Source organism: Halomonas sp. AOP43-D1-4 (assembly GCF_052446175.1).
Taxonomy (GTDB): domain Bacteria; phylum Pseudomonadota; class Gammaproteobacteria; order Pseudomonadales; family Halomonadaceae; genus Vreelandella; species Vreelandella citrativorans.
In genome coordinates this window covers 1-13,944 of the sequence record NZ_JBQSVY010000025.1, presented here as the reverse complement: position 1 = coordinate 13,944, position 13,944 = coordinate 1, and the positions used below count along the sequence as shown (strand labels likewise).

The 13,944-nt window shown below is 53.7% G+C and carries 14 protein-coding genes; 9 read left to right on the top strand and 5 right to left on the bottom strand.

Going from position 1 to position 13,944, the window contains the following annotated elements; genetic code table 11:
* Positions 1–57: 57 nt before the first annotated feature.
* Both ACT3RQ_RS17190 and ACT3RQ_RS17185 read right to left on the bottom strand, forming a co-directional pair.
* Entirely contained in the window at positions 58–603 is a 546-nt protein-coding gene (locus ACT3RQ_RS17190) for a cysteine hydrolase family protein (RefSeq protein ID WP_444680954.1), read from the bottom strand.
* An 80-nt stretch (positions 604–683) separates the two neighbouring features.
* Positions 684–1,562 (bottom strand): MBL fold metallo-hydrolase, encoded by an 879-nt coding sequence (locus ACT3RQ_RS17185; RefSeq protein WP_444680953.1) that lies wholly within the window; start codon positions 1,560–1,562, stop codon positions 684–686.
* A 147-nt stretch (positions 1,563–1,709) separates the two neighbouring features.
* Here ACT3RQ_RS17185 and ACT3RQ_RS17180 point away from each other — a divergent pair, with 147 nt between their 5' ends.
* From ACT3RQ_RS17180 to ACT3RQ_RS17160, 5 genes are all read left to right on the top strand, one after another.
* On the top strand, positions 1,710–2,663 hold the full coding sequence (locus tag ACT3RQ_RS17180) for a GlxA family transcriptional regulator (RefSeq protein ID WP_087105665.1): 954 nt from the start codon (positions 1,710–1,712) through the stop codon (positions 2,661–2,663).
* Between the two features lie 86 nt (positions 2,664–2,749).
* Positions 2,750–3,100 carry an ArsR/SmtB family transcription factor gene (locus ACT3RQ_RS17175; RefSeq protein WP_087105666.1) on the top strand — a complete coding sequence of 117 codons (351 nt, stop codon included), beginning with the start codon at positions 2,750–2,752 and terminating at the stop codon, positions 3,098–3,100.
* 5 nt (positions 3,101–3,105) lie between these two features.
* Positions 3,106–3,519: an arsenate reductase (glutaredoxin) gene (gene arsC, locus ACT3RQ_RS17170; RefSeq protein ID WP_192526427.1), complete on the top strand. Its 414-nt coding sequence runs from the start codon at positions 3,106–3,108 to the stop codon at positions 3,517–3,519.
* Positions 3,516–4,244: an arsenical resistance protein ArsH gene (arsH, locus tag ACT3RQ_RS17165; protein ID WP_087105668.1), complete on the top strand. Its 729-nt coding sequence runs from the start codon at positions 3,516–3,518 to the stop codon at positions 4,242–4,244. Before arsC ends, arsH begins: the two co-directional genes overlap by 4 nt.
* A gap of 14 nt (positions 4,245–4,258) precedes the next feature.
* Positions 4,259–5,569 carry an arsenic transporter gene (locus tag ACT3RQ_RS17160; protein WP_192526426.1) on the top strand — a complete coding sequence of 437 codons (1,311 nt, stop codon included), beginning with the start codon at positions 4,259–4,261 and terminating at the stop codon, positions 5,567–5,569.
* Positions 5,570–5,822: 253 nt separating this feature from the next.
* On the opposite strand, the gene ACT3RQ_RS17155 is transcribed toward ACT3RQ_RS17160, so the two are convergent.
* On the bottom strand, positions 5,823–6,182 hold the full coding sequence (locus tag ACT3RQ_RS17155; RefSeq protein ID WP_444680966.1) for an EamA family transporter: 360 nt from the start codon (positions 6,180–6,182) through the stop codon (positions 5,823–5,825).
* Positions 6,183–6,930: 748 nt separating this feature from the next.
* Between ACT3RQ_RS17155 and dsbD the strand changes: the two genes are divergently transcribed.
* Genes dsbD through dsbG form a run of 3 tightly spaced genes read left to right on the top strand, consistent with a single transcriptional unit; the run spans position 6,931 to position 10,438 of the window.
* The gene (gene dsbD / locus ACT3RQ_RS17150; protein ID WP_444680952.1) at positions 6,931–8,808 is read left to right on the top strand and encodes a protein-disulfide reductase DsbD; all 1,878 of its coding nucleotides are present in this window, start codon (positions 6,931–6,933) and stop codon (positions 8,806–8,808) included.
* Positions 8,805–9,629, top strand: a complete 825-nt coding sequence (locus ACT3RQ_RS17145) for a TlpA disulfide reductase family protein (protein ID WP_041158406.1) — start codon at positions 8,805–8,807, stop codon at positions 9,627–9,629. The genes dsbD and ACT3RQ_RS17145 overlap by 4 nt, the downstream gene beginning before the upstream one ends.
* Positions 9,630–9,655: 26 nt before the next feature.
* Positions 9,656–10,438: a thiol:disulfide interchange protein DsbG gene (gene dsbG, locus ACT3RQ_RS17140; RefSeq protein ID WP_225733647.1), complete on the top strand. Its 783-nt coding sequence runs from the start codon at positions 9,656–9,658 to the stop codon at positions 10,436–10,438.
* A gap of 11 nt (positions 10,439–10,449) precedes the next feature.
* On the opposite strand, the gene ACT3RQ_RS17135 is transcribed toward dsbG, so the two are convergent.
* Complete coding sequence (locus ACT3RQ_RS17135; RefSeq protein ID WP_444680951.1) at positions 10,450–11,757, bottom strand: ATP-binding protein; 1,308 nt, start codon at positions 11,755–11,757, stop codon at positions 10,450–10,452.
* Positions 11,754–12,431 carry a response regulator gene (locus tag ACT3RQ_RS17130; RefSeq protein ID WP_444680950.1) on the bottom strand — a complete coding sequence of 226 codons (678 nt, stop codon included), beginning with the start codon at positions 12,429–12,431 and terminating at the stop codon, positions 11,754–11,756. Before ACT3RQ_RS17130 ends, ACT3RQ_RS17135 begins: the two co-directional genes overlap by 4 nt.
* A gap of 289 nt (positions 12,432–12,720) precedes the next feature.
* On the opposite strand from ACT3RQ_RS17130, the gene ACT3RQ_RS17125 reads away from it, so the two are divergent.
* Positions 12,721–13,626, top strand: coding sequence for a L,D-transpeptidase family protein (locus ACT3RQ_RS17125; protein ID WP_444680965.1), 906 nt, complete (start codon positions 12,721–12,723; stop codon positions 13,624–13,626).
* Positions 13,627–13,944: the final 318 nt, after the last annotated feature.

The window sequence follows — 13,944 nt, the reverse complement described above, 5'->3', positions numbered from 1 at the left end:
GCCTTGATACGAGAGGCTTCGGAGGCGGCGATGAGGCGGCCACGTAGAGCGATGGCGTTAGCCAACATACTGCTTTGTTGTAGTGACCGTACCGTAAGCAAATGCCAAGGCTGCCATTATCGTTGCGTGAACCTGAGGCGCTGGCACCGTCACGCCATCGAATTCAAGATCCAGCGTGGCGCAGGCATCGTGGATAATCGTTGTCTTGTAACCCAAATCCGACGCTGCACGGCTGGTGGCATCAATGCACATGTGGCTCATTGCGCCAATAATGACGACCTCCTCAATATTTTGCTGGTCCAACAGCTCTTGCAAACCGGTCTCACGAAACGAGTTAGGAAAATGCTTCACTAATACCGTTTCCTCGCCCAACGGCGCGACCATGGGGTGGATGGCTACCCTTTGCGTGCCGGGGGTGAAGAAAGGGATGTCTGGATCGGAAGATTCATGCTGAAAATAGACGACAAGATCGTTTGCCGACCGGGCATGTTCAATGACGTTAGCTGCATTCGTGGCAGCCTCTTCAATACCGTTCAGCAACAGCTTACCGCCGGGGAAATATTCATTCTGGATATCGACGACGATGATTGCGCGATTATTCATACTATCAATCCTTTTAGTAGCGTTTGCCAATAAGCTGGCAAGAAGAAGCAGGCCGCTATATAAAGAAGCGGCCCTTGGGATTAGAAGGAAATGACTTCGCCATCAGTGGGAATAAGTACGTGTTCCTGAATTCCCTCTTGCTGCACGTAATCGGCCAGTTCGTCACGGCTTAGCGTCATATGATTTACGGCATCCATATGCACCGCGATGATGGTGGCATTCGGGGCTTTCTGGTGGGTACGCAGCGTATCTTCCTTACCCATAATGATGGGATCACCTTCGAAACCGTCTACCTCGGCAGCACCGGTATTCAGCACGATCATCTCTGGGTTGTAGCGCTCCATTGCCTGCTCGACCTCATCGCGCCATACGCTATCGCCGACTAAATACGTCGTTTTCTGCCCCGGAGCTTCAAAGACGACACCCATGATGTCACCTAGCGATTGCGCCAGCTCAGGAACAGCATAGAGAGCATCGGAGCCATGCTGGCCGCCCGTCTTGTGGAGCTGTACTCCGCCGAACTCGGCGCTGTCCTCAAGGATGCGCACATCGCTGAATCCCTGAGAGCGAATCAGCTCGGCATCGGCTGCATTCTGAGCGAATAAGGGAATGCCCTTCGGCAATTGCGCTTGCGCGGCGGCATCCCAGTGGTCGAGGTGCGTGTGAGTGACGATGACGGCGTCTATATCGCCGATCACATCTTCCACCGGCATTGGTAACCCAACCAGCGGATTACGCAACTCGCTACGGTAGGTATCTTCAAAGCCCGGATAGGCGCCCTGCTCGGCCAGCATAGGATCAATCAGGAAAGTGGTGTCCCCATAGGTGATTTTCACCGTCGCATTGCGGATCTGCTGCACCTGCTGCGTTGCTTCCTGAGAGAGCGAGTCCGCGGATGCGCTATGGGCGATAAGAGCCGTGGCGATGGCGAGAGAACTAGCGAGGGTCTTGATTAGCATCTGTGTACTTCCTTCAATTTGTTGCTGGGTTAATGGAAAGTAGTTTAGAGAAGCTCAACCAACAAAAGAATTGGCCTGAAAGACATTTATCGAAACTTTCGGGCCATGGTGCTATCGTTTAAAAAAACACATAACAGGAGTCGCGCTTTGTCTCTACCCAATGTCGGCCTGATCCTTCACCCACACTTCAGCCCCTTCCACTTCTCCGTGCCCTATATGGTGTTTGGTATAGCGTTGTCTGATCGCACGCTGTTCAATCTTTCCATTGTGGCACCTGGGGGGAATTCCATCGAAGGCGAACGGGCAATGACGGTGAAGCCCGATGGCGGTTTAGAACTGTTGGATAACATGGATATTGCGATAGTGCCTGGATGGCACGACCTGAATGAAGCACCGCCGCCAGAGTTGTGTGAGGCGCTCGTTCGCTGTCATGAGCGAGGCGCTCACGTCGTGGGGCTGTGTTACGGCACCTATGCGCTGGCTTATGCCGGGCTGTTGGATGGCAGGCGGGCATCAACCCACTGGATGGCCGAGCAGGATTTTAGTGGCCGCTTTCCCAACGTTAAGCTGGACACCAATGCGCTCTATGTGGAGGAAGACCGTCTAGTGACGTCGGCCGGTACCGCTGCTGGTCTGGATTGCTGCTTATTCCTGGTACGCGAATACTATGGCGCGCAGGTTGCCAACAAGGTGGCCCGTGCCATGATCGTTCCGCCCCACCGGGAAGGTGGGCAAGCGCAGTTCATAGAGCAACCTGTTGCCGCCTCAACTCAAGATGCGCATATCAATCGCCTGCTCGACTACCTGCGAGAAAACTTATCGGCCTCGCATACTATCGACGAGCTTGCTGAGCGCACCGCCATGAGCCGACGTACCTTTACGCGAAATTTCCACAAAGCCACCGGCATGACCGTCGTGGCGTGGCTGGTGAGCGAGCGGTTGCGGCGTGGACGCGAGCTTTTGGAAACCACCTCGTTGTCGGTAGAAGCGATTGCAGAAAAGGCGGGCTTTCACACGGCGACGTCTTTCCGCCAACATTTCCGGCAGCGCCATCAAGTTAGCCCACGCGATTGGCGCAAAACCTTCGGCGGCAACGCCTGACGATCAACGCTTACATCTAACATTCCAAGCAATGCACACAAGCTAATTTGGTTGCTATTTCCCAATATGTCTACAATACTGGACATATGGAAATTAAAAACGTCACGGCCAGTTTTAGTGCCCTTTCTCAGGAAACGCGTCTCGAAGCCTTTCGGCTTCTGGTACGCCATGAGCCCGAAGGTCTTCCTGCGGGGGAAATTGCACGTCAGTTATCGGTGCCACATAACACGATGTCGGCGCACCTTTCAGTGCTTTCACGGGCAGGATGGGTCAACTCTCGCCGGCAGAGCCGTTCCATTATCTATCGCGCTAATCTCGGCCATATGCAACAAACCCTAAGCTTTTTGATTCGCGATTGCTGTGCAGGCCACCCCGAGGTTTGTGAGCCGCTTTTGACGGCCTTCACTGACTGTTCTCTCAATACAGAGAAGGAATAACTCTTTTGAAAACGACTATGTATCACAACCCCGCCTGCGGCACATCACGCAATACGTTAGCGATCATCGAAGCATCCGGTGAGACACCGTACGTCATAGAATATCTAAAAACACCACCAAGTCGCGAGCGGCTGGTCGAACTGATCTCGATGATGGCGATTACCCCAAGAGAGTTACTGCGCCGCAAGGGCACGCCCTTTGAAGAGCTCAATCTCGATGATCCAGCATTAAGCGATGATCAACTGATAGACGCCATGATCGCGCACCCCATCCTGATCAATCGCCCCATTGTGGTAACAGAAAAAGGCGCACGCCTGTGCCGCCCTTCAGAGCGTGTACTCGAGTTATTGGCCAACCCAGTAACGATGTTTACCAAAGAAGATGGTGATGTAGTGCACCTTAAGGGCAGTCACCAATGAACGAACCTATCAGTTTCAACGACCTGCCCAACATTGATCTCCAAAAGCTCCAGCCGATTGACGTGGACGTATTGACGGGGCCCGATGCGCCGCGTCATTCCCCCAGGATTCTGGTGCTTTACGGCTCTCTGCGCGAACGCTCTTTTTCACGCTTGGCGTCCGAAGAAGCGGCGAGGTTGCTGCGCTGGTACGGCTGTGAAGTACGTACCTTTAACCCTTCTGGCTTACCGCTGCCAGATGATTCAGAGGCCGATCACCCGAAGGTAAAAGAGCTGCGCGACCTTGCCCAGTGGTCCGAAGGCATGCTCTGGGTCAGCCCCGAACGGCATGGTGCGATGACGGGCATTATGAAAACGCAAATCGACTGGATACCGCTATCGCTGGGCGGTGTTCGCCCTACTCAGGGTAAAACGCTGGCGGTGATGGAAGTGTCTGGCGGCAGCCAAAGCTTTAACGCCGTTAACCAGATGCGAATCCTCGGGCGTTGGATGCGCATGATCACCATCCCTAACCAATCCTCTGTGCCTAAAGCGTTCACCGAATTTGACGATGCCGGACGCATGAAGCCCTCACCTCTCTATATGCGTCTCGTCGATGTATGCGAAGAACTGGTGAAATTCACCTGGTTGACGCGGGACAGGTCCGCCTACCTTACCGATCGCTATTCAGAGCGTGTCGAAAGTGCTGAAGAACTCTCTCGCCGCGTTAACCAAAACACTCACTGACGTAAGGTCCTTTCATGTTGGCACTGGCTATTTTTGTCGTCACCCTGGTTCTGGTGATCTGGCAGCCTAAAGGTTTGGGTATCGGGTGGAGCGCGCTGGGCGGCGCTTTAGTGGCACTGCTCATGGGCGTGGTGCATTTGGCTGATATCGTTGTGGTGTGGGATATCGTCTGGGATGCCACCTTTACGTTCGTTGCCCTGATTATCATTTCCCTGATTTTAGACGAAGCGGGATTCTTCGCCTGGGCCGCGCTGCACGTGGCGCGCTGGGGCAACGGACGCGGGCATCTGCTTTTCCCGCTGGTCGTGTTACTCGGCGCGGTCATTGCCGCCTTCTTCGCTAACGATGGCGCCGCCCTACTGCTGACGCCCATCGTTATCGCTATTCTGCTGCGCCTGAAGTTTGAGCCGCCTGCGGCGCTGGCCTTCATTATTGCGACGGGGTTTATCGCCGATACCGCAAGCCTGCCCCTGGTGATCTCTAACCTCGTTAATATCGTCAGTGCCAACTACTTTGATATTGGCTTTGATCGCTATGCGGCAGTCATGGTGCCGGTGAACCTGGTGTCAATAACGGCCACGCTGGCCGTGCTGTGGATAGCCTTTGGCCGCCGCATTCCCAAATACTACGCCGTCGAAAACCTCGACCCACCGCGCTCGGCTATAAAGGACCCGCTCATCTTTCGAGTGGCGTTTCCGTTGCTGGCGACACTTCTGATCGCCTACTTCGTGACTGCCCCGCTGGGCATTCCCATCGCCTTTGTAACGGGAACAGCCGCCGTGCTGCTAATGGCAATTGCCGGACGCTGGTGGCAAGCAGGCCGCGGTGCCATCGTCTCCGTATCGGATGCGCTACGCGGCGCCCCTTGGCAGATAGTGCTGTTCTCAATCGGCATGTATCTCGTCGTTTACGGGCTGGGTAATGCAGGACTGACGAATTATGGCGCGATGGCGCTTGAATGGCTGGCACAACAAGGTAACTTTATCGCCACGCTGGGCACCGGCTTTCTATCGGCCATCGTGGCCTCAATAATGAACAATATGCCCTCGACACTGGTCGGCGCGCTGGCAATCGACCAGGCAAACGTGCCTGCAGTCACTCAGGAGCTGATGGTCTACGCCAACGTGATTGGTAATGACCTGGGGCCCAAGTTCACCCCGATTGGCAGTCTCGCCACCCTGCTCTGGCTACACGTGCTAGCGGGCAAGGGATACAAAATTGGCTGGGGCCAGTATATGAAAATCGGGTTGCTGATAACGCCGCCGGTGCTATTGGCGACACTGGTTGCTTTGGCGTTTTGGTTGCCGGTGTTGTCTGCGGGGTGAGCTGAATAGGGATTTAGGTTGGATGGAAGCTAGGCAGGGTTTCTGCCTAGCTTCTGGTGTCGGCCAAGATCGGAAATTTAGTAAGTTTTGATATAATGGGTAGTTTGAGCGGTTTGGCTACTCCGCGCCTTCTATAATATTTAGCTAGGCAGCAAGCAAATAAACCATGAAATAACTCGTTACCTTTCTCTGTTCACCCTTCGCAAGTTGTCGATGCCTACAGATATCAGCAATCACAGCGGTGGATTCTGGATCAGAATGCTAACCAGCTAGTGGCTCTATCCGGAGATGGCCGTCCAGAGTTTAAAAAGACGCTCAGCGCGGTCACTGTGACTAATATCAATCCCATACCCAGAATTTGCGGCCCTACCAGAGTTTCGCTTAACACCACGACTCCGAACAGCGTCGCGGTGACCGGTTCGACCATTTCCACAACGGAGGCCACGGCCGGGGCAGTATGATTCAAGCCGAAGTTATAAAGAACAAAAGACAAATCTGCACCGAGCACACCGAGTACTGCGAATGGCGGCCAATCCGGCGTGCCCAGGACAGCAACTGTCTGGCCAATACCACTCGGCCAGATAAGATTAGTGGCAAGTACTGTAAGCGCTATAGAGAGAATAGCCCACGGGCTACCATGTGGCGCCGCATACTTGAATCCGAAAATGAATATTGCCTAGGACAGTCCGGCAAGCAGACCAGCACCTACACCCACCGCCGTAACTACACTCGCACCGATGTCATAAATCCGTGTAAGCAACACGACACCAAGAAGTACGACTGCGATCGCGGCCCACTTCAGCGGCGTGGGACTTTCGAGCCTTAGAGCGAAGGATACGAGATATACGAAGACTGGGGCCTGTACATCAGCGCAGCCCCAACAGCAACGCTGCCGTGCGCAATACTTAAGAAATAGAACGAGAAGTTACCCGTTACGCCGATACTGGCGGTTTGTCAGGCCTCTACTTTGTGGACGCAGTATTATCCAGATGAGAACGCACAGCAGTCCGCTCGCAACCCGGTAGAAGGAAACCACGAACGCGTCCCAACCGTCGGCCATAAGGATCCCGACGCCCCTTCCAGCTACCCCCCAGAAAAGCTCCGCCAGCAGCACAAAAGTTGTACTCGCCCCCATCCTGTAACCTCGCTTTTTAGTGCTGAACTAACATAGTTGACGGCGGATAGGGACTTCATGGGATCCTGCTCCGGGCCGCTGAAAGCAGGGCGTCGGTCACTGCCCGAGTGTCAGATAGGGCCGTCTGTACACCAGCCAAGCCATTAGCAGAAAAAGCTTCATTTTCAGTTAATCCCCATAAGCCATCCTACCCAGCATCGAATCAGGAGTGCTGGAAATGCGAGCTATGAACAGGCCACTACAAAAGGCCGTTTGCTTTTGGCTAGTGCAATGGGTGTTATTACTGGGTTTGCTAAGTGTTACTACTGTAGCCACCGCACAATCTTTTTTTAGTCAGCACGAGAGCGTTCTTCCTCCAGAGCAGGCTTTCAAGCCAACACTTAGCCATGATGGCAAATCGTTGGAAATTGATTGGCAAATTGAGCCCGACTACTACCTTTATCGGCACCGTTTTTCTGCCGAAGCCGAAGGGCGTGAGCTATCGCTGAATATTCCTGATGGGGAAACCATTGAGGACGAGTATTTTGGACGTTCTGAGGTTTATCGTCATTCGTTGAGTATGACCACCCAGCCTGGCAACGCTGAAACGATTACTCTTCGCTGGCAGGGCTGCGCCGATGCGGGCCTTTGCTATCCACCTCAGGAACAGACCTTTGACTTAGCGTCTGCTGGCCAGGACATAGCCAAAACGGACGAAACATCGGATGCCACGAACGAATCCTCATTTGGAGAAAACCCTACTTCTGACCCAGAAAATACGTTGGCAGAAGACCAGCAACTGGCGGCGCAACTGGCCGGAGGTAATTGGTTCTGGACGTTGGCGGCATTCTTCGGCATGGGGCTGTTACTGACGTTCACGCCTTGTGTATTGCCGATGATACCGATCCTTTCGAGCCTGATCGTGGGGCGACGAGAGGTGGGTGAGAGCCACCGAGCGGCAGGCTTCGTAATGTCTACTGCCTTCGTCCTGCCCATGGCGGCCACCTATGCGTTACTCGGCGTGGCCGCTGCCATGGCAGGCGCCAATCTACAAATGCTATTTCAGAACGCCTGGTTTATAGGCCTGTTCTCGCTACTGTTTATCGTTCTCGCCTTGGCCATGTTCGGCTTGTTCGAATTAGAGCTACCGAGAGCGCTTCGCCAGCGGCTTGATGCAGGCATGGCGCGTCAACGCGGCGGGCGTTTAAAAGGGGTTGCCATCATGGGCGTGCTCTCTGCACTGCTAGTGGGTCCCTGCATGACCGCACCGCTAGCGGGAGCGCTACTGTTCATTGCCGATAGTGGCAACCCCTGGTTGGGCGGCGCAGCCCTGTTATCGCTTGGACTCGGAATGGGTCTACCACTCATCCTGATCGGCACCGTGGGTAGCCAGCTTCTACCTAAGCCGGGTGCCTGGATGATTCGCATTAGAGCGCTTTTCGGCTTTGTATTACTGGGGATGGCGATTTGGTTTGTGGCTCGCGTAATACCTGATGCCATCGTTCTCGGCCTTTGGGGCGCTCTAACACTTAGCTTTGCGATAGCCCTCATGTCGCTTGCTCGGAACGAAGGCCTTAGTGGCATCACGCCTCAAGTCTTGACGGCCAGTGCAGCAAGCATAGCCATATGGAGCGCGCTAATGTTAATCGGCGCTGCCGGCGGTGCCTCTGATCCTTGGCGTCCGCTAGCGATTTTTACATCAACTAATGGAGGCTCAAACAATGAGCAACCGCTTACCTTTGATGAGGTTGAAGATCTAGCCACGCTTGATGCCCGTATTGACCAAACCGGGGTTAGCGGCCAGATGACGCTCGTTGAATTTACGGCCGACTGGTGCATCTCTTGTAAGGTGATCGAACAGGAAGTTTTCGCTGACCCCACTGTTCAAGCCGAACTGGAGAATGTGCAACGGTTGAGCATCGACGTAACTAACTACGACGCATCTGACAAGGAGATCATGGAGCACTTCGGCATCGTTGGGCCGCCAACGCTAATGTGGTTCGGCTCTGACGGGCACGAGCGGCGCAGTGCGCGCATTATCGGCGAACTAGACGCTGACACATTTCTGAAGCGCTTCGATCAGGCCAAACAAACCGGCAGCAGTACCACTGGAGGTGGTTCATGAGTCCCCTGGATCGCAGCCTCGTTATCGGCCCGTTAGCTCTGAGCGTAGGGCAGCTTTTGCTGATGCTTTCGATAGTTATCGCACTGATCATCGGAGGCTGGCTAGGCCGCCGTCGAAAGGTCAACGTTGGCGATAGCATCTTCAATGCCATGCTCTTGGGTGTGATCGGGGCGCGACTTGTTTTCATCGTCCAATATGGCGAAAGCTACGATACGTTCTGGTCGTGGTTTGACATACGCGATCGCGGCTTCGAGCCGCTAGCGGGCCTTGTCGTCGCCTTGGTTTACCTTGCTTGGCGGCTATGGCGCCAACCTCACGAGCGCGGTCCTCTCGGAACAGCCGTAATATCAGGGGCCCTGACCTGGTCGCTGACGGCGGGGGCACTGACACTCATGGTATCTCAAGGTGCTAGCATTCCTTCGACGGCGTTAACCACGCTTAAGCATGACGAAGTGACTCTTCCCACTATGCTAAGCGAAGCTGATCGCCCCATGGTGGTCAATCTTTGGGCCAGTTGGTGCCCGCCATGTCGACGCGAAATGCCTGTATTTGAGCAGGCTCAACAAGAGCGAGACGACGTGACGTTCGTGTTCGTCAATCAGGGCGAGAGCCTCAGCACCGTTAGTGCCTTTTTACAGCAAGAGTCACTCACCCTCGATAATGTCTACCTCGACCGGAACAATGCGCTCGGCCATGACGTGGGTGCCATGGCCATGCCCACCACGCTTTATTACAACGCCGATGGCACGCTTATCGACACCCACTTTGGAGAGCTGTCTCGCGCCACGCTCGATCGCAGTCTAGCGCGTTTCAACCTCTAACTCACCTCACTTTGGAGACAACACACATGGCCGCTTTCAACGCCTGTATGACACCACTACGCCTCACACTAACGCTTGGGACTAGCATCGCGCTGGCAACAAGTCTGCCTGCAACTGCCGCTGAGTGGCCCGCCCCTATTCAAGAGCTCGAACAGCAAGGTCTCACGATTCATGGAGAATTCGATGCGCCGGACGGGCTGACTGGATATGCAGGTAGTGCTCGTGGCCAGACGATTGCGGCATACCTTACCTCGGGAGGCGAGCATGCCCTAGTTGGTACACTGATCAATGCCGAGGGCCAGGACGTTTCAGCTGAACGGCTAGAGCAACTCGTCAACGGTCAAAGAAACGCCGAGTTATGGCAAGAAATGGATAGCCAACACTGGGTGCGCGATGGCGATAAAGAGGCACCCCGTATCGTATATACCTTTAGTGACCCCAACTGTCCTTACTGCCGCCAACTGTGGGAAGACGCCCAACCCTGGGTTGAAAGTGGCGACGTTCAGGTTCGTCATTTGATGGTAGGTATTCTCAAAGCAGACAGCCCTGAAAAGGCAGCCGCGATACTCAATGCGGATAATCCTGGCGAAGCGCTGGCTGAGCATTACCGCAACGATGCCATGCCCGAAAATCAAGGGGATGACCAAAGCGAGCAGTGGGTTAGCGAAAACACCCAGCTAATGCGCGATGGCCAACTCTTTGCAACGCCAGCGACCTTTTATCAGGATGACAACGGTGACGTGCACAGTGTGATGGGTGCTCCCTCGCCCGATAAGCTTCGAGCCATTATGGGGAGTGATTCACCTTAATCTAAACGGGTTCAACCCGAAGGCAATTGAAGCGTCACTCGTAGCCCAACACCATTGCCAGATGCGAACGTCACTCGGCCTCCTGCCCGGGTGACAATCGCCTCGACGATCGAAAGACCCAAGCCACTACCTTTAGGATGATCTCCCCGATGAAAGCGCTCCGTCAGTCGAGAGAGGTGTTCGGCAGCAATGGTTTCACCTTGACTAGTGATATTGATGACTGTCATTCCCTTTGATTCCTGTACGGAAATCTCTATCGGCGCACCGAGTGCGCCGTGACGCATCGCATTTTCGAGCAGGTTGCGTAGAACCGTCACGAGAAGCGGCTCAGATAGGGCGACATGTACTTGGTTAACGCCCTGGGGATAATGACAATGATCACGGCTACCGGTTTCTGTCATCGCAGCCACCAGTGCCCCCCCAAGAGGAGTAGGATCAGGACGACGGGCACGTGTGATGTCCTCACTTTCCATTCGCGCCAATAGCAAAAGCTGACCAAGCGTTTTCGTTAGTCGATCTACCCCAGCTTCAGCTTGCTGCATCGCTTCGTACTGCTGGTGACCGTCAACACGCCTCGCGATTTGCAGATGTGTGCGAATGGCAGTTAACGGTGTACGAAGTTCGTGGGCAGCATCGTCGGTAAAGCGCTGCTCCAATTCAAGCATACGTCGCGTTCGTGCCAGTAGCGTATTGAAACTATCGATCAGCGGGCGGATTTCACCAGGCAATCCATGAAGAGGTAGTGCCGAAAGGTCATTGTGTTCGCGCAGAATAAGTCGTTGTTGTAACTTGGCAAGCGGCGCAAGTCCTCGTGTTACCCCCCACCATAGCGCAACAAGACTGCCCACCAGCGCCAGTAGAAATGGGTAAAGCGCGGCCCGGCGAACCTGCAGCAGCAGTGCTTCTCTCTCTTTCAGACGATCAGCCACCGTAATACGCTTGTCGTTATCAACTAACGTGTAAACTCGCCAGCGCTGCCCGTTGTGCTCGCGATAACGATACCCCTCAGCCTCAACGGCAAGCACGTCGTTCATTTCCGGATGCGTCCCCGCCACCACTTGACCACGAAGCGATGATACTCGACAAGCGATACCATCCAGCGAAGGAATCGTTGGCGTTTCATCTTCTGTACCGTTCCAAGACGTTGCTGGCACGCGATCCAACAAACCAGCCACCATTCGCGCCGATTGAGCCAGACGCTGATCCAGAGACTCTTCCAACTGCGCCGACAGGTCGCGCATTGACCATATGGCAGTGATACTCCATAGCAGCACGAGAGTAATTCCAAGTGTAGCAACCAGACGTAAGCGCAGATTCATGAGGTCGCATCACTGTTGTATTTGCCAAGTCGATAACCCAAACCTCTCACGGTTTCGATCACGTTGCGTCCCAGCTTGCGACGCAGTTGGTAGATGTGCACATTAAGCGCATTGCTTTCGATCTCATCATCAATACCGTAAAGGCAGTCCTTCAATTGATCGGCGCTCAGAATTCGCCCGCGAGCTCGAATTAATGCTTCCAGCAGCATTAACTCGCGTCGCAACAGGACGACGGGTTCTCCATCCAACGTGACGCTACGTGTGACGGGGTCTAATGCCAGGCTGCCGTGACGAATGGCGTGATCCACTTGCCCTGCCGTACGGCGTAATAACGATTGGAGCCGGGCTGTTAACTCGTCAAGATCAAACGGCTTGATCAAATAGTCGTCTGCGCCTCCCTGAAGGCCCTCGACGCGGCTCGCTACCGCATCTCGAGCCGTTAGCATCAGCACTGGCGTCGCCACGCTCGCATGACGCCAATGCTTCAATAACGTCAAACCATCTCCATCGGGCAATCGACGGTCGAGAATAACAGCATCGTAGTTAATGGTGGCTAGCGCGCCTTTCGCAGTATCCAAGGTGGTGACGGTATCAACCACAAAGCCGCTCAGTGCCAATCCTGCTTCGACGCCAGCCGCTACCGGGACATCATCCTCGACCAGTAATACCCGCATACTTACTCCTCAAGGTCATAGAAAATGGTTTCTATCAGCAGTATGCCATTAGGGGATGAAGTTAATATGAGGCAGCCCCATTTTGCAGCCGATAGATCGAAACCATCCAAACCAACAACTAAACAGCATTATTTAATGCCAAAAGCCGCCATTATCCACATCCACGCTTCATTTACAGTTAATGTTCATCATGCCTAATGAGCTTTTGGTCGTATAGTGAGTAACATTTCTTATGAACTCTTGCTTTGTAAAACCTGCAGTCAGTGGTCGACTGCTTCGCTGCGTATTCATGGTGGCATTGTGGCTTGTTTCATTTTCGGCTTTTGGCGAGACCTCACGGCCACTAGGACATTATCTATTGCCTGAAACCGGCAATATCGTGGGTGAGGCCTATACCGTTCAAGTAGAGAACGAAAAGGATACCTTGCTCGATATTGCTCACGCACACGGTGTCGGATATGAGGAAATTCGACGGGCCAATCCTGACACCAGTCTTTGGGTTCCCGGTAAAGGAACGCAGGTTCAAATTCCAGCGCAGCACATACTGCCGGATGTGGAGCGTAAAGGTGTGGTCATTAATATCGCAGAGCTGCGGCTTTACTACTATCCCGAGGTGCAAGAGGGAGAAACACCTCGCGTCGAGACTTATCCCATTGGCATCGGCCGAGATGGATTCGATACACCATTGGGGATTACTAAAACCACTATGCGCCTTGAGGATCCCGCTTGGTATCCACCCGAATCTGTTCGCCAGGAAGCGGCTGAACGCGGCGACCCACCGCCCAATGTCGTTCCGCCAGGGCCTGATAACCCACTCGGTCAGCACGCTATCTTATTGGATATTCCTGGCTATTTAATCCACGGCACGAACCAACCAGATGGTATTGGTATGCGTGCCAGTCGAGGTTGTATCCGTATGCACCCCGACGATATTAAAGCCGTATTTGAGCAAATACCCAACGGCACCCAGGTCAATATTATCGATGAACCGATCAAGCTTGGCTGGGACGCCGAGCACTTGCTGCACTTACAGGCATTTACTTCGCTTAATGAACAAGAAACGAGCATAAACGATTTGCTAAGTATCGTTAACAATGCCGACGAATTACCGGAAAAAAAGCGCTCAAACATTGATTATGAAGTAATGCAGAACGCGCTTAGAAGGGGGAATGGATCCATAGAGCCGCTAATTTAGTCCATCTTTTTAGTGAATGTTAGTGGTTGTTATGGGTTTAAACGTGGCAAAGTACTTTCACAAGTGATGCCGCCACGTCCGTCGCCAGGTTTACTGTTCCCTGTGCCCCATTCCCCCATGCAAGTCATCGTTTACGGCGCTCTTCAGGGATAAATGGAGCATACAAAGGGAATAAATCATGGTGGTAGGCAATAGCTGCAACGCTATAGTCGAGCGGTAAACGAGCGCGAAGCTCTTTACAGTTGGTTAGTTAAACCCAGGTTATAAGCCAAGTCATCGTATATTTTCAACTTTGCTAAATGCATTAAGCACGGAGGC